Source organism: Klebsiella sp. BDA134-6 (genome assembly GCF_015601345.1).
Taxonomy (GTDB): domain Bacteria; phylum Pseudomonadota; class Gammaproteobacteria; order Enterobacterales; family Enterobacteriaceae; genus Klebsiella; species Klebsiella grimontii.
In genome coordinates, this window is sequence record NZ_CP064784.1 from 4,962,661 (window position 1) to 4,987,344 (window position 24,684).

24 protein-coding genes, 1 tRNA gene and 1 pseudogene are annotated in these 24,684 nt (G+C 48.4%); 3 read left to right on the top strand and 23 right to left on the bottom strand.

Annotated elements, in window-relative coordinates; genetic code table 11:
• Window positions 1–31: 31 nt before the first annotated feature.
• Window positions 32–553 carry a P-loop nucleotide/nucleoside kinase family protein gene (locus tag IYV58_RS22885; protein ID WP_142469417.1) on the bottom strand — a complete coding sequence of 174 codons (522 nt, stop codon included), beginning with the start codon at window positions 551–553 and terminating at the stop codon, window positions 32–34.
• A gap of 23 nt (window positions 554–576) precedes the next feature.
• Between IYV58_RS22885 and IYV58_RS28400 the strand changes: the two are divergent.
• Window positions 577–660 (top strand): annotated as a pseudogene (locus IYV58_RS28400) (hypothetical protein); the annotation flags it as partial.
• Between the two features lie 93 nt (window positions 661–753).
• Here the strand turns inward: IYV58_RS28400 and arsC are convergent.
• The 15 genes from arsC to actS form a co-directional block, all read right to left on the bottom strand.
• Window positions 754–1,179 (bottom strand): glutaredoxin-dependent arsenate reductase, encoded by a 426-nt coding sequence (arsC, locus tag IYV58_RS22895; protein ID WP_087828524.1) that lies wholly within the window; start codon window positions 1,177–1,179, stop codon window positions 754–756.
• 9 nt (window positions 1,180–1,188) lie between these two features.
• A complete protein-coding gene (gene arsB, locus IYV58_RS22900; protein WP_195729277.1) occupies window positions 1,189–2,481 on the bottom strand; it encodes an arsenite efflux transporter membrane subunit ArsB in 1,293 nt (430 codons plus the stop codon).
• Between the two features lie 52 nt (window positions 2,482–2,533).
• The gene (locus IYV58_RS22905) at window positions 2,534–2,884 is read right to left on the bottom strand and encodes a transcriptional regulator (RefSeq protein ID WP_004124874.1); all 351 of its coding nucleotides are present in this window, start codon (window positions 2,882–2,884) and stop codon (window positions 2,534–2,536) included.
• A gap of 129 nt (window positions 2,885–3,013) precedes the next feature.
• On the bottom strand, window positions 3,014–3,757 hold the full coding sequence (locus IYV58_RS22910; RefSeq protein WP_195729278.1) for a fimbria/pilus periplasmic chaperone: 744 nt from the start codon (window positions 3,755–3,757) through the stop codon (window positions 3,014–3,016).
• On the bottom strand, window positions 3,723–5,111 hold the full coding sequence (gene stbD, locus IYV58_RS22915; protein WP_049113064.1) for a fimbrial usher protein StbD: 1,389 nt from the start codon (window positions 5,109–5,111) through the stop codon (window positions 3,723–3,725). The genes IYV58_RS22910 and stbD overlap by 35 nt, the downstream gene beginning before the upstream one ends.
• Before the next feature lie 5 nt (window positions 5,112–5,116).
• The gene (locus IYV58_RS22920) at window positions 5,117–7,705 is read right to left on the bottom strand and encodes a fimbrial outer membrane usher protein (protein ID WP_195729279.1); all 2,589 of its coding nucleotides are present in this window, start codon (window positions 7,703–7,705) and stop codon (window positions 5,117–5,119) included.
• Entirely contained in the window at window positions 7,686–8,420 is a 735-nt protein-coding gene (locus IYV58_RS22925; RefSeq protein ID WP_004124884.1) for a fimbria/pilus periplasmic chaperone, read from the bottom strand. Before IYV58_RS22925 ends, IYV58_RS22920 begins: the two co-directional genes overlap by 20 nt.
• Window positions 8,421–8,494: 74 nt before the next feature.
• Entirely contained in the window at window positions 8,495–9,025 is a 531-nt protein-coding gene (locus IYV58_RS22930) for a fimbrial protein (RefSeq protein ID WP_004124888.1), read from the bottom strand.
• Window positions 9,026–9,113: 88 nt separating this feature from the next.
• A complete protein-coding gene (locus IYV58_RS22935; protein WP_004124890.1) occupies window positions 9,114–9,710 on the bottom strand; it encodes a helix-turn-helix transcriptional regulator in 597 nt (198 codons plus the stop codon).
• A gap of 1,106 nt (window positions 9,711–10,816) precedes the next feature.
• The gene (locus IYV58_RS22945; protein WP_049113066.1) at window positions 10,817–11,293 is read right to left on the bottom strand and encodes a glycine zipper 2TM domain-containing protein; all 477 of its coding nucleotides are present in this window, start codon (window positions 11,291–11,293) and stop codon (window positions 10,817–10,819) included.
• 327 nt (window positions 11,294–11,620) lie between these two features.
• Window positions 11,621–12,304, bottom strand: a complete 684-nt coding sequence (locus tag IYV58_RS22950; protein ID WP_195729281.1) for a winged helix-turn-helix domain-containing protein — start codon at window positions 12,302–12,304, stop codon at window positions 11,621–11,623.
• Window positions 12,305–13,480: 1,176 nt separating this feature from the next.
• The gene (locus tag IYV58_RS22955) at window positions 13,481–13,963 is read right to left on the bottom strand and encodes a hypothetical protein (protein WP_195729282.1); all 483 of its coding nucleotides are present in this window, start codon (window positions 13,961–13,963) and stop codon (window positions 13,481–13,483) included.
• The gene (locus IYV58_RS22960; protein ID WP_049113068.1) at window positions 13,932–14,657 is read right to left on the bottom strand and encodes a winged helix-turn-helix domain-containing protein; all 726 of its coding nucleotides are present in this window, start codon (window positions 14,655–14,657) and stop codon (window positions 13,932–13,934) included. Before IYV58_RS22960 ends, IYV58_RS22955 begins: the two co-directional genes overlap by 32 nt.
• Before the next feature lie 695 nt (window positions 14,658–15,352).
• Window positions 15,353–15,426, bottom strand: a tRNA-Gly gene (locus tag IYV58_RS22965).
• 198 nt (window positions 15,427–15,624) lie between these two features.
• Window positions 15,625–16,350 (bottom strand): amidase activator ActS, encoded by a 726-nt coding sequence (gene actS / locus IYV58_RS22970; protein ID WP_004124922.1) that lies wholly within the window; start codon window positions 16,348–16,350, stop codon window positions 15,625–15,627.
• A gap of 331 nt (window positions 16,351–16,681) precedes the next feature.
• Here actS and idi point away from each other — a divergent pair, with 331 nt between their 5' ends.
• On the top strand, window positions 16,682–17,230 hold the full coding sequence (gene idi, locus IYV58_RS22975) for an isopentenyl-diphosphate Delta-isomerase (protein WP_004124926.1): 549 nt from the start codon (window positions 16,682–16,684) through the stop codon (window positions 17,228–17,230).
• 40 nt (window positions 17,231–17,270) lie between these two features.
• On the opposite strand, the gene lysS is transcribed toward idi, so the two are convergent.
• From lysS to xerD, 5 genes are all read right to left on the bottom strand, one after another.
• On the bottom strand, window positions 17,271–18,788 hold the full coding sequence (gene lysS / locus IYV58_RS22980; RefSeq protein WP_004124930.1) for a lysine--tRNA ligase: 1,518 nt from the start codon (window positions 18,786–18,788) through the stop codon (window positions 17,271–17,273).
• 9 nt (window positions 18,789–18,797) lie between these two features.
• A protein-coding gene (prfB, locus tag IYV58_RS22985; protein WP_098066859.1) for a peptide chain release factor 2 occupies window positions 18,798–19,896 on the bottom strand; the annotation gives its coding sequence in 2 pieces (ribosomal slippage) (window positions 18,798–19,820 and window positions 19,822–19,896; 1,098 coding nt in all).
• Between the two features lie 85 nt (window positions 19,897–19,981).
• Window positions 19,982–21,715: a single-stranded-DNA-specific exonuclease RecJ gene (gene recJ / locus IYV58_RS22990; protein ID WP_004124937.1), complete on the bottom strand. Its 1,734-nt coding sequence runs from the start codon at window positions 21,713–21,715 to the stop codon at window positions 19,982–19,984.
• A gap of 5 nt (window positions 21,716–21,720) precedes the next feature.
• Entirely contained in the window at window positions 21,721–22,434 is a 714-nt protein-coding gene (gene dsbC / locus IYV58_RS22995) for a bifunctional protein-disulfide isomerase/oxidoreductase DsbC (protein ID WP_049115165.1), read from the bottom strand.
• Between the two features lie 22 nt (window positions 22,435–22,456).
• On the bottom strand, window positions 22,457–23,353 hold the full coding sequence (gene xerD, locus IYV58_RS23000) for a site-specific tyrosine recombinase XerD (RefSeq protein ID WP_004124942.1): 897 nt from the start codon (window positions 23,351–23,353) through the stop codon (window positions 22,457–22,459).
• 121 nt (window positions 23,354–23,474) lie between these two features.
• On the opposite strand from xerD, the gene fldB reads away from it, so the two are divergent.
• The gene (gene fldB / locus IYV58_RS23005) at window positions 23,475–23,996 is read left to right on the top strand and encodes a flavodoxin FldB (RefSeq protein ID WP_195729283.1); all 522 of its coding nucleotides are present in this window, start codon (window positions 23,475–23,477) and stop codon (window positions 23,994–23,996) included.
• Window positions 23,997–24,004: 8 nt separating this feature from the next.
• Here the strand turns inward: fldB and IYV58_RS23010 are convergent, their stop codons facing one another.
• A complete protein-coding gene (locus IYV58_RS23010; RefSeq protein ID WP_004124948.1) occupies window positions 24,005–24,415 on the bottom strand; it encodes a protein YgfX in 411 nt (136 codons plus the stop codon).
• A complete protein-coding gene (gene sdhE / locus IYV58_RS23015) occupies window positions 24,396–24,662 on the bottom strand; it encodes an FAD assembly factor SdhE (protein ID WP_004124953.1) in 267 nt (88 codons plus the stop codon). The genes IYV58_RS23010 and sdhE overlap by 20 nt, the downstream gene beginning before the upstream one ends.
• Window positions 24,663–24,684: the final 22 nt, after the last annotated feature.

Below are 24,684 nucleotides of genomic sequence, written 5' to 3' on the forward strand. Positions count from 1 at the left end.
CGGGCAGTATCCCGGGAGGCTATTTATGCGCTTACCGGCGTGCCAGGCCGCCTGACTGGATATGTTGAAGGATCCTCTCGACCGCCTCTTCGGCGGTCAATACAGAGGTATCCAGAGTCAGGCTGGCGGTGCGCCAGGGCTCATACTCACGGGTGATCACCTTTTGCCAGTCCGGCAGGATATGGCCGCGAATATCCGCCGCGCGGTTTTCCACGCGATACCGATGCTGGGTTTGGTCGGTGCAGGTCAATTCTATCTCCAGAAACGGCGCGGCATTCCCGGTCGCGACCGCTCTCCAGGCCTGGCGGGTAATGGCTATAGGGTTAACTGAGTCGGCAATCACCACGTTGCCCAGCCTGAGGTTATCCGCGGCAATGGCGTACGCCACCAGATATCCAGCCGGCCCTATATCGTGCAGGGTGACGGTTTTGGCGCGGATCAGCGCCTGCTCAATCGAATCAATCCGTAACCAGACGGCGCCCAGCCTGGCGGCCAGCAGGCGAGCGATAGTTGATTTCCCGGTACCGGGCAGACCGCCAAAGATCAGTAACATCGATTTCCCGTTACGGCAGCGTCATGTTATTGCCGCTGGCGATGATTATTGGTGATTTTCCAGCTTACCTGACCACGGATCTTTTTCAGCCAGGTATTATTAGTATTCAATACTGGCTGAAACGACATCAGGATGCATCTACAGATAATCGTCACGTCCAGGGCAACGTTCAGTGATAGTGATACCGTCCCGCTGGAAATTTACTTCAGCCTTTTGCCCTTATCATCCACCACTTTCTCGCCATCTTCCTTTTCAAACGCGCCCTTTTGCGCGTCAGGAAGGATATCCAGTACCACCTCCGATGGGCGGCACAGGCGCGTTCCCAGCGGCGTCACCACAATCGGGCGATTAATCAGGATCGGATGCTGCAGCATAAAGTCGATTAACTGGTCATCGGTAAATGTATCTTCCGCCAGGCCCAGTTCTTCATATGGCTCAACATTTTTACGCAGCAGCGCCCGTACCGCGATCCCCATATCGGCAATGAGTTTGACCAGCTCATCGCGTGGCGGTGGATTTTCAAGGTAATGAATAACGGTGGGTTCAGTACCGCTATTGCGGATCATCTCCAGCGTATTACGCGACGTGCCGCAGGCCGGGTTGTGATAAATAGTAACGTTGGTCATTTTGGTATCTCATGACAAAGTGAAAGAGAGACGTAGCGCCAGCGTGGCCAGCGTTACAAACAGCACAGGCAGAGTCATGACAATCCCGGTGCGGAAATAGTAGCCCCAGGTGATGGTCATATTGTTCTGTGAAAGTACGTGCAGCCAGAGCAGCGTTGCCAGGCTACCGATCGGCGTAATTTTCGGGCCCAGATCGCAGCCAATCACGTTGGCGTAGATCATCGCCTCTTTAATAACGCCGGTTGCGGTGCTTCCATCGATAGAGAGCGCCCCCACCAGCACGGAAGGCATGTTGTTCATGATCGAAGACAGGAAAGCCATCAGGAAGCCAGTACCCAGCGTCGCAGCCCAGAGTCCTTTATCCGCCAGTACGTTCAGTACTCCTGAAAGGTATTCGGTTAGCCCGGCGTTGCGCAAACCATATACCACCAGATACATTCCCAGTGAGAAAATCACGATCTGCCAGGGCGCACCGCGTAACACTTTACCGGTATTGATGGCATGACCTCGTTTCGCCACGGTAAACAGTATTACCGCCCCTACCGCGGCAATCGCGCTGACCGGAATGCCAAGCGGCTCGAGGACGAAAAAACCGACCAGCAGCAGAATCAATACTATCCAGCCGGTGCGGAACGTAGCCGGATCTTTAATTGCGTTTGCCGGTGATTTAAGCAGGGCCAGATCGTAGGACTGCGGGATATCTTTGCGAAAGAACAGGTGCAGCATCACCAGCGTGGCGCCAATGGCGGCAATATCGACCGGCACCATCACCGACGCATATTCGGTGAATCCCAGCCCAAAGAAGTCCGCCGAGACGATATTCACCAGGTTCGACACAATAAGCGGCAGGCTGGCCGTATCGGCGATAAACCCGGCAGCCATCACGAAGGCCAGCGTCGTGCCCTTGCTGAATCCTAGTGCCAGCAGCATGGCAATCACGATTGGCGTCAATATTAATGCCGCGCCATCATTGGCAAACAACGCCGCCACCGCTGCGCCGAGCAGAACGATATACGTAAACAGCAAACGGCCACGACCGTTTCCCCAACGAGATACGTGCAGCGCTGCCCATTCGAAAAAGCCGGACTCATCAAGCAGCAGGCTGATAATAATTACGGCAATAAAGGTCGCCGTCGCGTTCCAGACGATATTCCACACCACCGGGATATCATCGACATGTACGACGCCAACAATCAAAGCCAGTACCGCGCCCAGCGTCGCGCTCCAGCCGATGCCTAACCCCTTCGGCTGCCAGATAACCAGAACAATGGTCAGGACAAAAATAGCACCTGCCAGTAGCATACCCCCCCCCTGAAAATCACATTCGAAAAAACATATATGTTACGGCAAATTTTTAAAGGCAGAACGCTTTACCGCTCCCAGAACAGTTTGCTGATGCCAGCTTGCGGGCGATGGTCTGTACGATCTCCTGTTGGCTTAACCAGGCCTGCTCTATTACCTGTGCCGCCCATGCAGGCATATGTGGTGATAAGCGATAGTGCACCCACTTACCCTGCTTGCGATCCAGCAACAATCCGCTTTCCCGCAGCATAGCGAGGTGACGGGAGATCTTGGGCTGCGACTGATCCAACGCCGTGCAGAGATCGCACACGCACAGCTCCCCCATCTCTTTAAGCAGCAGCACAATACCCAGGCGGGTTTCATCGGACAGATTTTTGAAAAGCTGTAAGGATGTTAATGACATCATTCCTCCCGATCGTCGACGGACAGGATACTCCACAGAGATATAAGTTCAACACCACATATGAAAAATCATATGTGTTAGAGTCATGCCGGCGGGTCAGGTCAGTCATGCCTATCGAGCATTCAGTGTTCATGACTGTCTTAAAAATGAACGATAACGCCATTTGGTTCCATCATCATTGATGATTTCATACTGCACCTCCCCCGCTTTCACTGTTTTATTCAGGGTGATTTCCTTTTTCTCTCTTGGCGCTAACATGATGCTATCAATTTTCATATAACCAGACTCGAATGTCGCTATCGTCATATACCATGGCGTTGGATTGCTCATAATGACAACCTGTTGATTGTTATTTTTAATCTGAAACTGCAGTCGCTCTCCATCAGTCTGCTGAGGTCGTGGGACATTAACGGGTCGTACAAAAACTTTCAGGCGTAATCGCAGGGGAAGAATAACGCGCTTCTCATTAGCCGGACCGATCGTATTGGGCGGCACCTGATAAATATTCAGCCAGTAAAGAGATTCCTTATCTTGCGGAAAATTATCCCGAGAGATCAACTGCAGCTTTACATCGCGCAGTTCACCCGGCTGTAATCGAAACACCGGAGGGACGGCAATAATCGGTGTTCTGGCGTTTTCTGGAGACATAAATAGATCCCCCTCATCAAACCAGAGTTGTACAAGGGAGGGCTCCCCCCCTGAATTTATCAGATTCACCGATGAAACCATTTCTCCGGCATTAAATATTACCCGGGTACCTTCTACATTCACAACGGCGAAACCAGGCTGCGCCAGCACGAATAGTACGCAGCATAACCATTTCACCTTGATAATTGTTTTACTGAAAGCTGACAACAACCTGTAACTGCGCATTTACGGACCCCGCGGTAACTGTCTGACCAGTGATTGCACCCAACTCTGCAGTGAAATCTCCTGTATAAATATCGGTGCCGCTTCCCGTCCCAGTTAAGGACAATAAATCTTTAAAACCATACCATCCGTAGCTGTTTCCTGAGCCAAATGATGATTTAGCGGGTAAAAGATTGAGCGCACTTCCACTATTGTTAAGAATTTGAATACCGACCCCTGAGGCTTCCCCTGCACCGTTTCCATAATTGGTATCCAGCAGCCAGGTGAGACCACCACCGGAAGTCACCAGCCCCAGACTTTGCGCTTTACTGACCGCGTTTGCCTGATTCACCATAAAACCCATAGCAACATTTGCCGAAGAACTTGTTGAATTCGATGTACTGGAAACAGCCCCCGATTCACATTCCAGACTGATGGAGAATCCGGCGCGGCTGGTATTTCCCGCATTAAGCTCGCTAACTGAAATAGTTGGCAACAGTACAACCGAAGGGAAATCCTTAACAAGACATGTCGCCCCTCTGACGAACGTCACATAATTCGTCAGACCAAAACCGGCAGGCCAGTACCCATACCATCCCGAGTAGTTACTAGCAGAATCAGCGCCGTTATAAAGTCCAGAGCTTAAGCTCCCCCCCTGAAATGCAACATAACCGGCAGGCTGAGCGCTCCCTGTACTCCACCAGTTATAGGTGTAGAAGTTTGAGCTATTCTGACTCCCGTAAGTTCCGTCAACCTTAAACAGCTCAACAAATACATCAGCGAATGCACTCGCGGGGATATAAGTATAGGTATCATCTGAATACCAGTCGTCAGCGGTAAGCTGACGGGATTTCCAGTACCGTGAATAATATTCCCCTGTCTTCATATTCGTTAATCTGATAGCAACATTTTTTACATACGTAAAATAAGAGCCGTCTACTTCGCTGGCGGCATTTTTACCACTGTAGTTTTCGTCACCATTAGTGGCATAAAACTCATATAATCCCGCATCCACTGCAGTCTGATTGCAGCGAAATAAAATCTGATTTGCCGGGTATGTCTCCTTGTGACCAGACGTCAGAAAGGAGGCTGCTGAACTACCAAGAAGGGTTCCAGACGGCTGAAAACTACTGGAACCACTGATCGTTATAATACCGGGCAACCCAAGACTTGTGACCGTATTAGCATCAGAAGCACCGGTCCACGATGCGGCAGTATAGCCCGCATTCAGCGCAGCAGTGGATAGTTGACTTGTCGACGTTACTTTTGTGCAGGTACCTGCAGCAAAGCTTATCTGGCTCCAGCCGAAAAAAATAACCGGAACTAGCAGGAAAATAAAAATCCGCGGCTTCTCTTTTTTACTTTGGAAGGTCATCATCTCTGTTATTTCCTCTCACAGGGCAGATGAATTTGTGTTACCGGCTGATTATCTGCTTTCGGTAGGCGATATTTGATTTCACAGCGCTGACCATCCTGCTTTCCCCATTTAACAGTCAGTTTTCCTGTATTATCTTCAACGCGGGCATAAATTTGACCGCCCTGACCTACCATTCCTATTTCGTTACCAGCAGAATCAAAAACATCAGCGCCCATCGGAGGCATTTCCCCCTCAAAGCTCGCGGTGATTAAAATGGCTCTACCATGCAGCGTTTCGAAAGACACCATCGGCATGGCTCCTGCGTAAGGAACCACTTTCTTACTGCCTCCCTGCAGCTCAACGTCAGAATTAATGAATCTCGAGTCAAGTCCAACATTGTTATACTGGTAAGGGGTTAGCGACGGATGTATAGCGTAGCCAAAGCGATCTATTGTTGCTCCCTGGCCGTTCTTGACAATTGCCCCACTGGCGCCCGGCGCATGGATGATTGCAAACGTATCGCTTGCATAGGGTCCTACCGTGAGCCCGCCGCGGTGAGCAACCAGCGTGCCAGAATATCCTGCGCCGAACTGCCGATAGTTTTTACCTGCAGAGAGGTTTGCGCGAAAAGCGCCCACGGATGTGTTCTGCTGACCGCTCCCTCCCCAACTGGTGGCATTACCGCTGTTATGGTAATTTTCAGCACCACCATATAGGGAATAAGTAAAATTACTCTGTTCCCCGGCAGAACCATTGATACCTACCTGCGCACTCCGGGTGTCTCTATTTTTATTTAAGCCAAAAGTCAGGTTGGATCGATTTTTGCCAAAATCAAGTGGTACAGAAAAACCCAATGAGATGGTATTTTCTGTATACCTTTGTCGGTTTCCCGTGTCGTAATCGCTATCCCTAAGACTATAAAAGTATCTGCCGTTCGTCATAATGGTCTGCTGACGAGCAATACTCAGGTTATAACTGAGTTGTCCCCAGTTATTACTGTATCCCAATTGCAATTGTTTAATTCTGCCTCTCCCATCATAATAATCGGCAGTACTGCCTGAGAGGTTAAGCATCCCCCATTCATCCATAGGCTGACTGACGGTTGCTGAAAACTTATTTTTTTGCCTTAACGTATCTGACCAGTATTCAGTGCCATTATGATACTGACGCCTGACGCCAAGGACATCCTGTAAATCCCTGAAGCCACTGGTTGAATAGCGATACGCAGCAAGAACAAGATTAGTTCCTGTGTCAAAGGTTCTGCTGTAGCTGGCTTCTGCACGCCAGCCGCTGGTGGTCTGCTCATTTTCAACTCGGGTATGAGAAAAAGTCGTGTTTAATCCGAATGCCCCTGCTCCAGTAGCAATAACGCCTCCCAGCAAAGCGGCCTGATAATCCTCAGCAAGACGAATACCGCTGTTCGCGGTGAGCATGTTCGACATGCCCCGCTGCAGTGTTCCTTCAATAAAACGATTGTTAACGCTGTAATAATTTCTCACCCGTCCTAACGATACAGAATACTCCCAGTTACCTGGTCGTACAGAATCAGGTACAGAAGAGTAGGGGACGGTGAACGTTGAAATATTACCACCAGCCTCAATAACCTCTACATGCAGGTCTCCCTTGCTTTTCGTGTTATAAAGATCATTAATAACAAAGCTCCCCGGCGAAACGGTAGTCTCATACACTACCGTCCCCTGCTGACGGATGACAACCCGAGCTGTTGTCGCTGCAACGCCTCTGACTTCTGGTGCGTATCCCCGCTTTCCCTGAGGCCACATTCGTTTATCGGTAGCCATCTTTACGCCATTAAAAGACAGACTCCCGAACAGGCTGTTGCTGGTGTAGCTATCACCGACAGTGAGTACGCTTTCTAATGCAGGAATAGCACGTTGCCCCCATGTCCTGGCCGCATTATATTTATATTCACTACCGCCAAGGTTACTGTCAGCATATCTTAAATTTCCTGTATGCCTGAGCTGCCACAATCCAAGGTTCGTCCCTGCATTAATATTGCTCCAGAGATAATTATATTTAAAATTTGTTCCTGTATTCTCGGTGCGTGTGAAATTGGTGTTATGGCGCAGAAAAAGCGCCATAACCCCGCTATCCCAGCTTTCGACAGGAATAAAACCACGGGGATTTTGAAACATATTCGACTGTGGTACAGACAGGTTGAGACGAGACTGTGATAAGTCCACCTCAGCCTGAATAGTCGCCCCGGCGTCAGACACAAGTACACACTGATGACTTTCTGCAGTCACTACAGCATTTATTCTGATGGCCAATTTAGCGATCAGTTCCCGAGTCAGACAAGGTTCTGTTTTTCCATCTTCACGCTCCATTATATTGATGGTCTCGCTTATCGAAATTAGCGTGTTGTTAACATAGACATCGAGAACATATTTCCCGGATTGAACAGGCGTGATTTTTTTATTGAATCGTTCCATATCCTGCCCAAGGGCAGAACCTTTCAGCAATGCCGGGTCGAAGTAATAATCCTGTGCACTGGCGGAAGGAATATATGTAACAACAAACGATATTGTTAATATGATTTTGTTAAACCGCCACCAGATATTACTAATGCAGATATTGTTATAAATTGAATTCCGCATTCAGTCGTGCTCCCTGATCGTTTACCACTGTCACAGTGATTTTTTTACCCTTAACTGAACCTGCTCGAGAAATATTGAAAATATGAGATCCTGAAGGCTCAATCATACCCGACCCAGAAGACAATCTCCGTTGCTTCTCTGTTAATGCAACGCTGCTGACAGTGACATAGAAAGGCGTGTGGTTTTTTATCATCACTGCTGAGGCATTATCTGCAACAGGCGTTACAGATATATTGGGCACCCCCCTGCCTGGACCTGATACCAGAGATGCAGGGCGATAGAAAATTTTAACTCTGTTACGCAGCATGACGAGCATTTTATTTTTTACGTCATTTTTGTTAATATTTGCTGGAGGAACCTGCAAGAAATTAAAATAAAACACAGACTCTCTATCATCTGGAAGATTCAAACCACCCGTGAATGTCACTTTAACAACCTGACCTGCACCCGGCTGAATTCGAAAAACAGGGGGGGAGGCGATAAAGGGAACCCTTACAGAGGCATCCGGTCCACTAGACATCTTCCCGTCATCAAACCACGTCTGTACAACATAGGGGAAATCGCTCTGGTTTTTAAGGTTAACATCAACTGAACGACTGCCCTCATTATATATAATCCGAGTACCCGTCATAATAACGCTGGCATTAAGCTGAAGAGAAAATAACGCTAAAAAAGTAAAACAAAAGAACGAAAAGGATCTATATAGAAATTTCATATTTCTCTCCATTAATAAAGCCAGTACACAGCCTGGCCCGGTAAAAATGGCCGGAAAAAATTCCGGCCATAGTTTTACAGGTAGGTCACGGCATACTGTAATGAAGCGGTAACATCACCCGCTGTTGGCGTACCAGCTGAATAGTACTGAGCGGTATAATTAGCACTTGCCGATGTTTCACCTGCGGTTAACGTCAGGTCAGCATCACCAGTGAAATAGCTGGTAAAATCAATAACCGTTCCCGTAGTGTCGAGGATCTGGATTTCCACATCACCTGCACTACCGGTATTTCCCAGATTGCCAGAGGTAGTCACCTGATTACCTACAAAAACGGTAGAAATTTCCCGATCGGTCGTTTCAACCGCGCAGCCACTGACACCGACTTCAAAATTTGTGGCGCCAGCAGTTGTCGAACTTGCGAAATCGGAAATACTCACCGTCGGTAATAAAACCACCGGTGATACCGCGTTTCCGTTGATGGTCACCGCGCAGGTCTGGTCAGTGACTTCGCCCTGGAAAGTAATAGTGTTATCAGATGCAGCAAAAGCTGAAACAGCGGATGACAAACCGACAAAAACACTCAGGGCTATGATCTTTTTATTCATAAATAAATTCTCCACGTACATTATTAATAGCAACGATATTATAAACGCTATATTTCAGCCTGCCTGGTGATGGCACAGCACTCTGATATTATGCAAACCTCCTTATTTTCATTCCTATCTTACTCTCAATTCTTTGCCTGATATTATAAACAGCCTTGACATCGAGTGACATTTCCGTGGAAATATCAGCCACGCCTTTATGCTTTAGCGTTAAATAGAGAACTTGCCTTTCTTTTTTTGTTAATGCTCTGCCAGACCGACGAAACAAAGGTAATCCAATAAACACTTTCCTGAAGTTAATTAAGGTCGCCCCTAAACCTTCAGAGAGGTAGAGTACCTCTGTTACTCTCTTTTCAGTTTGTTTGTAATAATTGGCCAGCGCTGCCATTTTTACATCTGCCAACAATATTATCTTCATATTCGTACTGGCAAGGTATTCAACCCACTCGTCATTCATAAAGAAATGAATGTTCCGCCAGGAAAAATCCACAAAAATAAAACCTTCAGAAGAGGTGATAATACTTATTGAATTAACCAGAAACCTCACCCCCGCCTCAAAAAAAACATTTACTCCCGGCCAGATACAAACCTTAGGATTAAGACACTGAGAGGCGCTAAACTCTTGTTCAGGAAGGATTTGGCATTTAACACTACAACTCTGACACAGTACATTCCCATGCTTCATACCCCTCCTTGAAATATCCTAATAATCACCAGGAACTTTCCTACATAATATATTCAGATATAAATTTTACAACTTGATTTTTTTGAATTAATAAACTCTAAAAAAGAAGAAAAATCTTAACTCAGGGATGATTAAACCTACCTGATATACACAAAAATTAGGAATCCCCCCCATGCACTTAAGAATATTCTTGCGAAATAATGAATTTTGCGCTGAAGTCAGGCCACAAAAAAGTCAAATTCAGAGCTTTTCACTACCAACAAGTGAAATTCAAATACTTAATAATAAAAAAAACATGATTACATTTCTTTTGAAGGGTTATTTTGTTAAAAAGTAAAATAACGCCCTAAAGGAAATACCATTATCCTTTTAGAAAAGGGTTGATTTAGCATCTCATCAAAAAAACTGACAAAAATTAAAAAAAAATCACCCCACTTTGTGCAGATTGCGTTATACAGTACTCATTAGTCATTTAAACAAAATTTATGCTATCAATCATGATAGCAGTGCTCTGCTAAAAAAAAATAGCTATGCATATCCTTGCTTAACAAATAAATACTGTATCGCATGGCTGACGTTATTCAGCTATGTAGAAAATAAAACATACTACCGCAGAAGCTTTTCCTTTATTTCTGCATACTCACGTTCAGTGATAATGCCTGAGACCTTAAGCTCATGAGCTTCAATTATTTGTTCAGTAATACTCTTCCTTACACTGGGGTACCCTGAGTAAGAATGTTTATGGTGATGATATCGCTGTCTTTCCGCCATTCCCTTCCCCCTAACCAATAGATAAATAATTGAGCAAATGACAGGGATGAAGAGTAATAAAACGATCCAAACTACTTTAAAAGAAATATGCAAGTCATCATCACGAAAAAGATCCGTCAGAATCTGAAAAATTAACATTAAATAAGCAAGAAAGAACAAAATCGTAAAAAATGACATAACAATATCCGAGAATGTCATTGAATGTAAATTCATTAAAGAAACCCTCCATAAGCAATCGGCATAAAATGGGAAATGAGTTAATTAAAAAACAGCTTAATTAATCCTGTCTCCCCCAGACAGCAATATTATTCAAAGAACATACAATGAGAATAATTCTACAATTGAGCGACAGGAGTAATGGTAACCTGCCCCCTTAGTGACGTAATATTAACCTGCTGCCCGACAAAAAAAGGCGTTTCTCCCATCGGTTGAACAATGACAAATTCATTACCATGCACTGGTCGGATGAAAAGCTCCACAGCATTTATTTGAGATCTATTGCGCTGAATCGCTTGCCCGGTCAAAGCACCGGCAACGGCACCGCCTGCCGTAGCGATGCGTCTGCCACTTCCACCACCTATAGCATTGCCTGCTACGCCACCTAATACCCCACCTGCTGCCGCACCGGCAATATTATTATCACTGTCATTCTGGATTGTAATATTTCTTACTCTGGTGACGGTACCCTGGGTAACAGCCATGGGCTGCCCCGTCAAAGCCATATTAATATTATCAGCCGAGCCCACAGGATTTCCACTGCAGCTCACTAAAAATAAGGAACCAACAGACACTAAAATTAATTTCAAAAACATAACCTCTCCTGTTATTGACAACGTAATTCATCTTTAATTAACAGGAACCGCCACTGTGGTCGCTCCCTGACATACATAGTTTAATACTTATCACTGCTTTTTATTCAGTAAGCAATTTTGCTATCACATTACTGATATCATCAAATATGGCCATAATAAAAATGGTCATGAATTTGTGGCCACACGGCTATGGTTTGCTATACACACTGAATGTATTGTTATTTTTAAAACTTCGGCATTAGATTTAATCTATACTGCAACTCTCACTATAATTTATGAGGATGGTATTTCCACATCTACCTGGTACAAGCAAGGATGCTTTTATATTTAATGGTCAATAAAATTTTTTGCATCCAGATAATATCCATCACCTCTTTTATTTTCAATTCTGGCACATTTATAAGGTGCGATTTTTTTTCGCAACCGCCCAATGAGTACTTCTACAGTATTATTGTTTTGATTAAATATATCATCATGCAAATGCTTCATAATTTCATATTTACTGATGAGCTTGCCACTTTTTTTAATAAGCAGTCTCATTATCTCAAACTCATAGTTGGTGAGTTTTATTTTTTCATCTGCAATAAACAATGCTCTACTTCCAATGTTAAGCTCAATCTTACCTGCAGCCATTTTTTTTGTCGGTTCCAGACAAGACCTACGAATAAGTGTTTGTAAGCGAACAATGAGTTCTTCTATCCTGAATGGTTTGACAATATAATCATCAGCGCCTCCATTTAAAGCACGCACTTTATGCTGCAGGTTTTCTTCATTGCTGATCATTAAGATCCTAATATTTTCTCCCATTTTTCGCCAACGCCGAATAGCCTGGACACTTTCGGAATCACGAGGAGTCGTAGTCATTACCATAACATCTGGTTTATTCGATATCATGAACAGCCATGCTTCTTTTAAGCTCGAACAAACATCCACAACAAACCCAGCATTTTCCGTCTGAGATCGTAAGTAATTTTGACTAATGACATTTGGATCTAATATTAAGGCACGCACATCCGAATCCTTATCCTTGTTAGAAAATGTTCCTACTTTGTATAGCCCCAGGCTTTTAATCTATTCCATCGCAAAACATATAACTTATAATTCCATCTGGTACCAACGCTGGTGATCTCATCCAATTGAACATACCTGAACATGGCAACAATTGTTACGCTATTTGTCAGGCAAGGCAATAGAGCAAAAAGTCATACTGAATATACAAATTATTATTCTAAAACCTGTAATAAATTATAAAAACATCATAGACAATCATAACGAATCAGCACATAACTCCAATAATCAAATAAAATCTAGTTTTTCACGCTACCAAGATAGCTTTAATTAAGAAAGGATTATACAACTGACTGCCTTTAGCTGGTGTGAAAATAGGTGCATTGGTAAGATTTTTTATAACTTCACGTAAAGCTCACATTTTTTTGTTCAATTTTCACACGCTTTTACAAAGACAATTCATAAACCTGACAACTGTAAAATCGATTAAAATTATAGATATTTATGCCCTCTACAGGAAAATTTTTTAACCATCACTCACTGGAAATAGTTATTGCCATTTTTTATTCAGCTCAGAAAAACCAGAAAGAAGGTATTTCACTAGATTTACGATCAAATGTAATCCCTATAATTTTTAACTTGTGCCAGTATTGCCATGTAGTTAAAGAAACAACATGCTTTGATATAATTCAGGCAGGGATAGAGTTTGCTTTTTCCTGATAAATATTTTGCATAAACTGTTTATGAATAAATCAGGAGTTAAAAAGGGATACTTCATCAGGGCAGGAAGATGTATGTTACCTATTCGGATATAAACAATACAAACAGAAGAAGGAGAAAGAAATGCCAGTTCGATTGCCACATTGAATAACCACATAAATGGTTAGCGCAGCATTACGTCAAAAGAGAGTGAGGGACAAGAAGATATATTCCTGTTGATAGCTATATTTTCATGCCCAGATTTTTACAGGAGTTAAAAGCAGTTATCGAATAGCTATAAAAGAAAAAATAGTTAACTTGCTTTATCACTGATTACCAGTATTCAATGTCGATTATTAAATCAATACGGCTTACTGTCGCTATCATTGATTAAAAAGAACATACGACAGTATAAAAATTGCATACACCTTTATAAAAACCATGAGCTAACATTATTAATTCACTGGTGAATAAAATAGATCATCTGCGACACATGAAAATAGTACGTTGCAGATCGCTAATACGCCATGTGACTTCATCTATTTTCTGAATTTTATAAAAAAATACAGACTGACTTGAAGTAAGTTTCTCCGTCAATTCTGGCGGAGTTGTATCCTGCTTGTTGGCTGTAAAACGCCCTTTAACTACTTTATGAAAACCATTTTCCGTATTTTTGGTGATAGTCATATCACCTGAACGGTCAACAATATATTCCTTCCCTTCATTCTCGAGAGTACCATATTCATTAACAACCACATGTCCTTTCTCTGTTATATGAAAAACAATTTTAACATTACCTGTGATAACGTTTTTTTCTCCCTGATTGATGTAAAAACTAGACATACAGTTCATTGGCAAATATTTATCTATGGCAAATAACTTATAACCAATAAAGGCAATAACCAGCAACAATATAATATTAACAGCTACGCTAAATATTTTTAATATTGAGATAGTTTTCACATTGATTACCTTTATTCAATTTATTTGCTTTGCAAACAGCTACGTGCGTAGAGTACGTTTTATCTTTTAAAGATGTTTTATTATCATCAAAAAATATCGTTTGGGTCATGTTCTTACAAGTTTCAATGATTTTCTTACCAAGTATGGTATCGAAAAAAACGGATACATTATTAATGTTTGTTAAGCTTTTATCAACATATACATCACATTTCCCTATCGTTTTATATTTATATAATACACTGCTTTTTTCATCATATTTGATGTAAAGACATATGAGGAGTATGCTAAAACATATAAAAATGAAGAAATTAAGCTTTAAGCCAGTGTTACGTAACACTTTGTGTTTTATTTTTTTTGTATTATTTTCTTGAGCTTGGGATATTAACTTAAAATCACAATGCAACCTGAACCCTTGTTTAGGTATCGTTTCAATGATATCTGACAGACCTAATTCTTGTAACGTTTTCCGTAATATAGAGATATTTCTGTTTAGATTGTGGTTAGATGCCACTAAACCATACTTCTCCCAAACTTTCTCAAGAATTTCAATTCTGCTTAACTGCTCGTTATTTTTTTGTAACAATAAAGACAATAGCCTCGCGGCCGATACAGGAAGTATTATCTCTGTATTATCGTTCTCTAAAGCTCGCGACTCTTCATTGTAATGAACCAAATTCTCAAGTAAGTAATTCATTGCACATCGCTCCTGCAATTATATTCTTTTTATTATAATTTGATTAAATAGGTTATGCAATTCGTATGCAATTGGTTACTTTTTGAACTTAAAAGGCGCAAGTTATACTAATTTCAGGAGAAATCATTTATTTTCATCTATTTTCGCTAATATATTTGATTTTTTTTTGATATTAAGCACGTACATATCGTATGTTTTTTATAATACTTGTTTTTTATCAGTACGTTGCAGTTTATCTCTATTGGCGGACTTCACTTTAACCTGCGTATCACATAATTAGCAGCATAAGTTTATTCTTATAATTGTGTTATGACCTTAACCTTGGTAACTTACTGATTTGCTAATTATTGCCGTCTGCGATCGCCATCCTCGCAGTGAAAACGTCCGCGATTGAAAGCATACTCTGTCTAACTAGACGCTATCGTCCATCTGGTGCCCAGGCTGACCCTGTGTCCTCTATGAATATAGTCTACTTTCAAAGAGTTGAGTGAGATTCTAGCATAAGCAAATGGTGGTCAAATTCGTAGTAACAGCGACCAGCCAAGAATCGTGCATGAGCACAGATCAATCACCAACGCATCGTGGGTTAATACTCAGATGATGTCCCTATACTAAGTGATAGCGACGTTTGTAGGCACCATTCATTCGTTTTGAGAAATTAAGGCTGGCGTCCATAGCGGACTCTATTCAGGAAGTGGAGCGAGTGAGGGGAATCGAACCCCCGTCATTTGGTTGGGAACCAAAAGCTCTACCATTGAGCTACACTCGCCCAGACAGGATCCGATAAAGCAAATTCACCCATTTGGATTCTTGTCAGGGATGTAATCAGTTTTACAACAGACTACTTTAAGACAACCATGCAATGCCTTACTCCTCCTCCTTGAAGCGAAGAGGTGCGAGGGCCATTATAGACCTTACGCACCCGCTGACAAGCCCAAACCAGGCTAACTGCCGATAAAATAACCTTTTAGCACTTGGGCTTACTGCCCTGCGGCGGCAAATAGCGCAGCGGGTCGATCGCCGTCGCCCGGTAGCGAATCTGGAAGTGCAGACGCACGGAATCCGCATCCGAGCTGCCCATGGTGGCGATCTGCTGGCCGATCTTCACGCTCTGGCCATTGTTCACCATCAGCTTGTCGTTGTGCGCATAGGCGCTGATATAGTCCTCATTATGTTTAATCATAATCAGGTTGCCGTAGCCGCGCAGCTGGTTGCCCACGTACACCACTTTGCCCGCCCCTGCCGCATACACCGGCTGGCCGCGCTTACCGGCGATATCGATACCTTTATTGCCGCCATCGCTGGTGGAGTATGGCAGCACTACTTTACCGCTGGTTGGCCAGCGCCAGCAGCGTTGCCCGACCGGTGGCCAGGAGGACTGCGGCACTGCCGAAGATGGCGTCACGGCTGCGGTACGTTTCGCTGACGATTTCTTGCCGGATGCCCCCGCCTTCGCCGTAGTCCCTGAGCCGCTGTTCAGCTTCAGCTTTTGCCCAACTTCGATGGTATAGGGAGGTGAAATATTATTGAGACGGGCGAGATCCCTGACGCTGGTGCCAGTGGAACGTGAAATAGCGTACAGCGTGTCGCCGCGCTTCACGGTATAGGTGGAACCGGAATCGGATGAGCTGGAACACCCCGCGACGATCAGGCTGCTCAACAACATTATTGCGATAACAAAGCGTTTTCTCATCAGGCGTCCTGCGCTTAACACAAACATTCACCTCAAAACCAGGGGGGATTATCATACCAGTCCCCAGGGCAATCCCCAATCGCTACCCTTCATACAGAAGTATTAAAGGCCGGCTAAGCGGCTACATATCATCGCCAGGATCTTCATGATGCTTCGGGTTAAACGGCTAGTTAATCCATGAGCCGCCTGGCGGCGCATCTGTAATATCACACTCTCCCCCGTGGCCAACATGTTTTGGTAATGCCTTTGTCCCATTTATGGGCTACCCTAGTGGCCTGAGTACATGACCCGGCGGGTTTGTGCCGGGTCATTTTCTATTTCAGGAGTTGTCATGGCCGGGGAACATGTCATTTTGCTGGACGAGCAAGATAAGCCTACAGGTATGCTGGAGAAGTATGCCGCCCACACCCTCAATACCCCTCTGCATCTCGCGTTTTCCAGCTGGCTGTTCAATGAACAAGGCCAACTGCTGGTCACGCGCCGCTCGCTGGGCAAAAAAGCCTGGCCAGGCGTGTGGACAAACTCAGTCTGCGGGCATCCGCAAACCGGCGAAACCTTCGAACAGGCCGTTGAGCGCCGCTGCCGCTTTGAGCTCGGCGTTGAGATTACCCGCATCGTCCCGGTCTTTCCGGAGTTCCGTTACCGGGCCGTCGCGCCGAATGGCATTGTCGAAAACGAGGTCTGTCCGGTCTATGCGGCACGAGTCGCCAGCGCATTACGGATAAATCCTGACGAAGTGATGGATTTTCAATGGAGCCATCTTGCGGATGTGTTAAGCGGGATTCGCGCGACGCCGTGGGCTTTTAGCCCGTGGATGGTGCTGCAGTCGGCGGACGATAATGCGCGTAACGCATTAATCAGCTTTAGCAATCAGGCATAAAAAAACCCAGCTCTGCTGGGTTTTTTTATTCGCGTAATGCTTATTTTACCGGACGCATCGCCGGGAACAGGATCACGTCGCGGATGGTGTGGCTGTTGGTAAACAGCATCACCATACGGTCGATACCGATACCGAGACCCGCAGTCGGCGGCAGACCATGCTCCAGCGCGGTCACGTAGTCTTCGTCATAGAACATCGCTTCGTCGTCACCGGCGGCTTTCGCGTTAACCTGATCGAGGAAACGCTGCGCCTGGTCTTCCGCATCGTTCAGCTCGCTAAAGCCGTTACCGATTTCACGCCCGCCGATGAAGAATTCAAAACGATCGGTGATTTCCGGGTTCTCGTCGTTACGACGCGCCAGCGGAGAGACTTCTGCCGGATATTCGGTAATGAAGGTCGGCTGGATCAGATGCGCTTCCGCCACTTCTTCGAAAATCTCGGTCACGATGCGGCCCAGACCCCAGCTCTTCTCAACGTGAACGCCGATGCTTTCCGCAATGGCTTTTGCAGAATCGAAGTTATCCAGATCGGCCATCTCGGTTTCCGGACGGTACTTCTTGATCGCTTCGCGCATGGTCAGTTTTTCAAACGGCTTGCCGAAATCGAAAGTCTGATCGCCGTAAGGCACTTCAGTATGGCCGAGAACGTCCTGCGCCAGGGTGCGGAACAGGGATTCGGTCAGCTCAATCAGATCTTTGTAGTCCGCATAGGCCATATAGAGTTCCATCATGGTGAACTCTGGGTTATGGCGAACGGAGATACCTTCGTTACGGAAGTTACGGTTGATCTCGAACACGCGCTCGAAGCCGCCAACCACCAGGCGCTTCAGGTACAGTTCCGGCGCGATACGCAGGTACATATCCAGATCCAGCGCGTTGTGATGGGTGATGAACGGACGCGCAGATGCGCCGCCAGGGATCACCTGCATCATCGGGGTTTCGACTTCCATAAAGCCGCGACCGACCATGAACTGGCGGATGCCCGCCAGGATCTGCGAACGCACTTTAAAGGTGTTGCGCGATTCATCGTTGGAGATCAGATCCAGGTAGCGCTGACGATAGCGCGCTTCCTGATCCTGCAGGCCGTGGAATTTGTCCGGCAGCGGGCGCAGGGCTTTGGTCAGCAGACGCAGCTCGGTGCAGTGGATAGAGAGCTCGCCGGTCTTGGTTTTGAACAGCTTACCGCGCGCCGCGATGATATCGCCGAGGTCCCATTTTTTGAACTGCTCGTTATAGACGCCTTCCGCCAGATCGTCGCGGGCAACGTACAGCTGAATGCGGCCGCCAACGTCCTGCAGCGTAACGAAGGAGGCTTTACCCATGATACGACGGGTCATCATGCGGCCAGCGACGGCGACTTCAACGTTCAGCGCTTCCAGCTCTTCGTTTTCTTTGCCATCGAAGTCAGCGTGCAGTTGGTCAGAGGTGTGGTCACGACGGAAATCATTCGGGAACGGGATACCCTGCTCACGCAGCGCGGCCAGCTTCTCACGACGGGCTTTCAGTTCATTATTAAGGTCAATTGCCGCGTCAGCGCCCTGTGCTTGTTGTTCAGACATGTTGGTTCCTCATAACCCTGCTTTCAAACTTGCTTCGATAAATTGATCCAGGCTGCCGTCCAGCACCGCCTGAGTGTTGCGGGTTTCCACCCCGGTGCGCAGATCTTTAATGCGGGAGTCATCCAGCACGTAAGAACGGATCTGGCTGCCCCAGCCGATGTCGGATTTGGTGTCTTCCATCGCCTGCTTCTCGGCATTTTTCTTCTGCATTTCCAGCTCATAAAGCTTCGCTTTCATCTGCTTCATGGCCTGGTCTTTGTTCTTGTGCTGTGAACGGTCGTTCTGGCACTGGGTCACTAAGCCGGTCGGAATGTGGGTAATACGCACCGCGGATTCCGTACGGTTAACGTGCTGACCGCCCGCGCCGGATGCGCGATAAACGTCAATGCGCAGATCCGCCGGGTTAATGTCGATATCAATATCGTCATCCACTTCCGGATAAACGAACGCGGAGCTGAAAGAGGTGTGGCGGCGGCCGCCGGAATCGAATGGGCTCTTACGCACCAGGCGATGAACGCCGGTTTCGGTACGCAGCCAGCCGTAGGCGTAGTCGCCGATAATCTTGATGGTCACGGACTTAATGCCCGCCACTTCGCCTTCAGACTCTTCAATAATCTCGGTCTTGAAGCCGCGCGCTTCTGCCCAGCGCAGATACATGCGCGTCAGCATGCTGGCCCAGTCCTGCGCTTCCGTACCACCGGAACCGGCCTGGATATCGAGGTAGCAATCGGCGCTGTCGTATTCACCGGAGAACATGCGGCGGAATTCCAGCTGCGCCAGCTTCTCTTCCAGCACATCGAGCTCAGCGACGGCTTCGTTGAAGGTCTCTTCGTCGTCGGCTTCAACGGCCAGCTCCAGCAGGCCGGAAACGTCCTCCAGCCCCTGAGACATCTGATCCAGCGTATCCACGATAGCTTCCAGCGAGGAACGCTCTTTGCCCAGCGCCTGTGCGCGCTCGGGCTCGTTCCAGACGTCCGGCTGCTCCAGCTCTGCGTTTACTTCTTCGAGACGTTCTTTCTTAGCATCGTAGTCAAAGATACCCCCTAAGAACGCCCGAGCGCTCCGTGAGGTCCTGAATGCGGTTTTTTACCGGATTTATTTCAAACATGGTCGGTTTCTTTTAATGGATTCGTCAAAATGCGGTGATAAGAGCGGAATTCTACCGGATTCGCGCTCTCATTAATATACTGTTGTCAATTTGGCCAGAGGTGGTCGATGATCAGCTGCAGGCTGCGGTTGCCGCGGAACTCGTTGATATCAAGCTTATAGGCAAGCTGAACTTCGCGAACGCCGTTATCCGGCCAAAGGGAAGTATCAACATTGAACGCGATACCGTCCAGCAGCGGGCCGCCGCCGACCGGTTCAACCATCACCTTCAGATGACGCTCGCCGACCAGCCGCTGCTGCAGCAGACGAAAACGCCCGTCAAACAGCGGCTCGGGGAACATCTGCCCCCACGGCCCGGCGTCGCGCAGCATCTGCGCGACCTCCATGCTCATTTCTGCCGCCGCCAGCGGACCGTCGGAGACCACTTCGCCCTGCAGCAGCGCCGGATCGAGCCACTCGGTCACCAGCTCGCCAAAGCGCTGCTGGAACTCTTCAAAGCGCGCCTCTTCCAGCGATAGTCCTGCCGCCATGGCATGGCCGCCAAACTTCATAATCAGCCCCGGATAGAGGGTATCCAGGCGCTCCAGCGCATCGCGCATATGCAGCCCCTGAATCGACCGGCCGGAGCCTTTGAGCGTACCGTCGCCTGTAGGCGCAAAGGCGATAACCGGGCGATGAAAACGCTCTTTGATACGCGAGGCCAGAATACCGACAACGCCCTGGTGCCACTGCGGGTGGTACATCGCCAGGCCGCCGGGTAGCGTCTCGCCGCTGCGCTCCAGCTTCTCACACAGGGTCAGCGCTTCCGCCTGCATCCCCTGCTCTATCTCTTTACGCGTCTGGTTCAGCGCGTCCAGCTCATTGGCCAGCACCCGCGCTTCGCCGGTGTTGTCGCATAGCAGCAGCGCCACGCCGACGGACATATCGTCCAGCCGTCCAGCCGCGTTCAGGCGCGGACCGAGCGCAAACCCGAGATCGCTTGCCGCCAGCTTTTGCGGGTCGCGGTTGGCGATTTCCAGCAGCGCTTTAATGCCCGGACGGCATTTCCCCGCCCGAATGCGGCTCAGCCCCTGCCAGGTCAGGATCCGGTTGTTGGCATCCAGCGGTACGACGTCCGCCACGGTGCCAAGCGCCACCAGATCGAGTAAATCAGCCAGATTCGGCGGCGCGATGCCGCGCTCCTCAAACCAGCCTTTATCGCGCAGAAAAGTGCGCAGCGCCAGCATCAGATAAAAAGCCACACCCACCCCGGCCAGCGATTTCGACGGGAACTCACAGTCGCGCAGGTTCGGGTTAATAATCGCTTCCGCCGCGGGCAGCGAATCCCCCGGCAGGTGGTGATCGGTCACCAGCACCGGAATACCCAGCGCGTGTGCATGATCGACGCCAGCGTGCGAAGAAATGCCGTTATCCACGGTCATAATCAGCTGCGCGCCGCGGGCGTGAGCCTGATCCACCACTTCAGGACTCAGGCCGTAGCCATCCTCAAAACGGTTTGGCACCAGGTACGAAACGTTGCTATACCCCAGCGCGCGCAGGGCCAGCACGCTCAGCGCGGTGCTGGTGGCACCGTCGGCGTCAAAGTCGCCGACCACCACGATGTGCAGCCCCTGCTTAAATGCGCCATAAAGTATCTCTACTGCTTTTTCGACGCCGGTCAGCTGCGACCACGGCAGCATGCCTTTCACCCCCCGCTCCAGCTCCTGCGCGCTGCGCACGCCACGGCTGGCGTACAGCCGCTGCAACAGCGGCGGGAGATCGGCAGGTAAATCGACGCCGTCAACCGCCTCACGGCGGCGTAGTTGTATCTGTTGTTTCACGCGAATCAGTTACCGCTTGTCTGTTTTTGATGCTCATCAAGGAGCGCTTTCAGGTCTTTAGGATCGCGATAGCCGGGCATCAGCGTGCCGTCGCTCAGCACCATCGCCGGCGTGCCGTTAACGCCAAGCTGAACGCCGAGAGTGTAGTGCTTAGCGATATCAACATCGCAGCTGGCCGGCTGTACGCCTTTGCCACTCATCGCGTTATCCAGGGCTTTGTTGCGATCCTTGGCGCACCAGATAGCCTTCATGTTCTGTTCGGCTTCGCTTTGCAGCCCCTGGCGCGGGAAGGCCAGATAGCGCACGGTAATCCCCAGCGCGTTGTAGTCGCTCATCTGTTCGTGCAGTTTATGGCAATAGCCGCAGGTAATATCGGTGAAGACGGTGATGACGTGTTTTTCCTGCGGCGCCTTATAGACGATCATCTCTTTTTCCAGCGCGTTCAGCTTACCGACCAGCAGCGTATTGGTGACGTTTACCGGCCGCGCGCCGCTGACGTCGTACATCGGCCCCTGGATAATGTGCTTACCGTCATCGGTAACGTATATCACGCCGCTGTCCGTCAATGCGGTGCTGATGCCTTTGATCGGCGAAGGTTGCACGTCCGAACTCTGCACGCCCAGCTTCGCCAGCAGTTGCTTAATCGCCGCGCTATCCGCATGCGCCGCACCAGATAAGGTGGTCGCCAGCAGAGTGAACATCAGTAAACCTTTTTTCATACTCAGTCCTTTTTTTCAGCACTCACGCACGCGGGTGATGCTGTTGATGGAGTTGTCGCAGACGCTCGGTCGCCACGTGGGTGTAGATCTGCGTCGTGGAGAGATCGCTGTGTCCTAACAGCATCTGCACCACGCGTAAGTCAGCGCCATGGTTAAGTAAATGCGTAGCAAACGCATGGCGTAACACGTGCGGGGAGAGCTTTTCGCTATCAATCCCCGCCAGTACGGCATAATGCTTAATTCGATGCCAGAAAGTCTGGCGCGTCATCTGCTGCGCGCGCTGGCTGGGGAAAAGCACATCGGACGCCACGCCGTTCAGCAGCCAGGGACGGCCGTATTCAAGGTAGTTCTCAACCCACAGCACCGCCTCTTCGCCTAACGGTACCAGACGTTCTTTATTTCCTTTACCAATCACGCGCAGCACGCCCTGGCGCAGGCTAATGTCGCTCATGGTCAGGCCCACCAGCTCGGAAACGCGCAGACCGGTGGCGTACAGCACTTCCAGCATCGCTTTATCGCGCAGCTCCAGCGGCTGTTCAACCAGCGGCGCCTGGAGCAGTCGCTCCACCTGCGCCTCGCTCAGATCCTTCGGCAACCGCTGCGGCAGCTTTGGTGAGGCCAGCAGCGCGCTGGGATCGTCCGGGCGAATTTTCTCCCGGTAAAGATGCTGGAAGAAGCGGCGCACGGCGCTTAGCAGGCGCGCGGTGCTGGTGGCCTTGTAGCCACCGGTTTGCCGCTCCGCCAGCAGCGACTGGAGATCTTCGCCGCTGACGCTGGCAAGCGACAGGCCACGATGATGCAGCCATTCGACCACCATCGTCAGGTCCCGGCGATAGGCGCTTAGCGTGTTTTCAGCCAGATTACGCTCCAGCCATAAGGCATCAAGAAACTGCTCGATTCGTGCGAGATCCTGTTCCACTCCGGCCTCTTTGCTTATTAAAACGGCGCCATTATACCCTAAATAATTCGAGTTGCAGGCGGGCGCGGCCTTTCTGGTACACTAAGCGCAAAGTCACAGCAAGAATTGAGACGTTTCCGCGATGAACATAGGTCTTTTTTACGGTTCCAGCACCTGCTACACCGAAATGGCGGCAGAAAAAATCCGCGATATTATCGGCCCTGAACTGGTCACGCTGCACAACCTGAAAGATGATTCCCCTACCCTGATGACGCAGTATGACGTGCTGATCCTCGGCATTCCGACCTGGGATTTCGGCGAGATCCAGGAGGATTGGGAGGCCGTCTGGCAGCAGCTTGATACGCTGGATCTGCAGGATAAAATCGTCGCGCTGTACGGCATGGGCGACCAGATCGGCTACGGCGAATGGTTCCTCGACGCGCTCGGTATGCTGCACGATAAGCTGGCGACCAAAGGGGTTAAGTTCATTGGCTACTGGCCTACCGAAGGCTATGAATTCACCAGCCCGAAACCGGTCATCGCCGACGGCCAGCTGTTCGTTGGCCTGGCGCTTGATGAAACGAACCAGTACGACCTGAGCGATGAGCGCATTCAGAACTGGTGCGAGCAAATCCTCGGTGAAATGGCTGAGCAGTTATCCTGAGCCCTTGCCTACTCTTGCGTCGGTTTCTGTAACACTAGCCGACGCAGGTCGCGCCATTCTCCCGCGTCCATGCTATCCGCCGCGACCCACAAATGCTGGGTACGTTGGTTTTCCGTATTCCGCAGGCGCAGCAGCATGCCGCTGTTGATTACCCACGGCGTGCCGATGATATCCCACTCTGCCTTTTGCCAGCGCAGACGCGAGTCGATCAGCAGCTTTATTTCACCCTGACGGGCGTGGATTCGCCGCTGGCTGCGTACGCAGTCGAACACTACCAGCGACAGCAATATCAGCCACAGCGGGGTATAGCTCAGCGGCCAGGGCAATACCAGCACCAGCGCCGCCACCACGCCGTGCATCAGCAGTGAGAACCACTGCGCGCGCCACGAGATGCGTAAATCAGATTGCCACAGGACCACGTTCCCGATTCCGAGTCTGAATTAATTTTACCATCCGCTGCAGTTCAGCATCAGCCGGCTCGCCATGATTCATCAACCAGTTGAACAGATCCGGATCGTCATTTTCCAGCAGGCGGATGAATAACGCCTTATCGCCATCGCTTAGCGTGTCGTACTCATGCTCGAAAAACGGCATGATGGAGATATCGAGTTCACGCATACCTCGACGACATGCCCAGTGGATGCGGGCTTTATTGTTAATGTCCATGTTTTACTTCCTACTTATAAAT

Bases quoted from the DNA above. Each gene is read 5' to 3' on its own strand.
- IYV58_RS22885 (WP_142469417.1), bottom strand. From the start codon at position 553: ATGTTACTGATCTTTGGCGGTCTGCCCGGTACCGGGAAATCAACTATC.
- arsC (WP_087828524.1), bottom strand. From the start codon at position 1,179: ATGACCAACGTTACTATTTATCACAACCCGGCCTGCGGCACGTCGCGT.
- arsB (WP_195729277.1), bottom strand. From the start codon at position 2,481: ATGCTACTGGCAGGTGCTATTTTTGTCCTGACCATTGTTCTGGTTATC.
- IYV58_RS22905 (WP_004124874.1), bottom strand. From the start codon at position 2,884: ATGTCATTAACATCCTTACAGCTTTTCAAAAATCTGTCCGATGAAACC.
- IYV58_RS22910 (WP_195729278.1), bottom strand. From the start codon at position 3,757: ATGCGCAGTTACAGGTTGTTGTCAGCTTTCAGTAAAACAATTATCAAG.
- stbD (WP_049113064.1), bottom strand. From the start codon at position 5,111: ATGATGACCTTCCAAAGTAAAAAAGAGAAGCCGCGGATTTTTATTTTC.
- IYV58_RS22920 (WP_195729279.1), bottom strand. From the start codon at position 7,705: ATGCGGAATTCAATTTATAACAATATCTGCATTAGTAATATCTGGTGG.
- IYV58_RS22925 (WP_004124884.1), bottom strand. From the start codon at position 8,420: ATGAAATTTCTATATAGATCCTTTTCGTTCTTTTGTTTTACTTTTTTA.
- IYV58_RS22930 (WP_004124888.1), bottom strand. From the start codon at position 9,025: ATGAATAAAAAGATCATAGCCCTGAGTGTTTTTGTCGGTTTGTCATCC.
- IYV58_RS22935 (WP_004124890.1), bottom strand. From the start codon at position 9,710: ATGAAGCATGGGAATGTACTGTGTCAGAGTTGTAGTGTTAAATGCCAA.
- IYV58_RS22945 (WP_049113066.1), bottom strand. From the start codon at position 11,293: ATGTTTTTGAAATTAATTTTAGTGTCTGTTGGTTCCTTATTTTTAGTG.
- IYV58_RS22960 (WP_049113068.1), bottom strand. From the start codon at position 14,657: ATGAATTACTTACTTGAGAATTTGGTTCATTACAATGAAGAGTCGCGA.
- actS (WP_004124922.1), bottom strand. From the start codon at position 16,350: ATGAGAAAACGCTTTGTTATCGCAATAATGTTGTTGAGCAGCCTGATC.
- idi (WP_004124926.1), top strand. From the start codon at position 16,682: ATGGCCGGGGAACATGTCATTTTGCTGGACGAGCAAGATAAGCCTACA.
- lysS (WP_004124930.1), bottom strand. From the start codon at position 18,788: ATGTCTGAACAACAAGCACAGGGCGCTGACGCGGCAATTGACCTTAAT.
- dsbC (WP_049115165.1), bottom strand. From the start codon at position 22,434: ATGAAAAAAGGTTTACTGATGTTCACTCTGCTGGCGACCACCTTATCT.
- fldB (WP_195729283.1), top strand. From the start codon at position 23,475: ATGAACATAGGTCTTTTTTACGGTTCCAGCACCTGCTACACCGAAATG.
- sdhE (WP_004124953.1), bottom strand. From the start codon at position 24,662: ATGGACATTAACAATAAAGCCCGCATCCACTGGGCATGTCGTCGAGGT.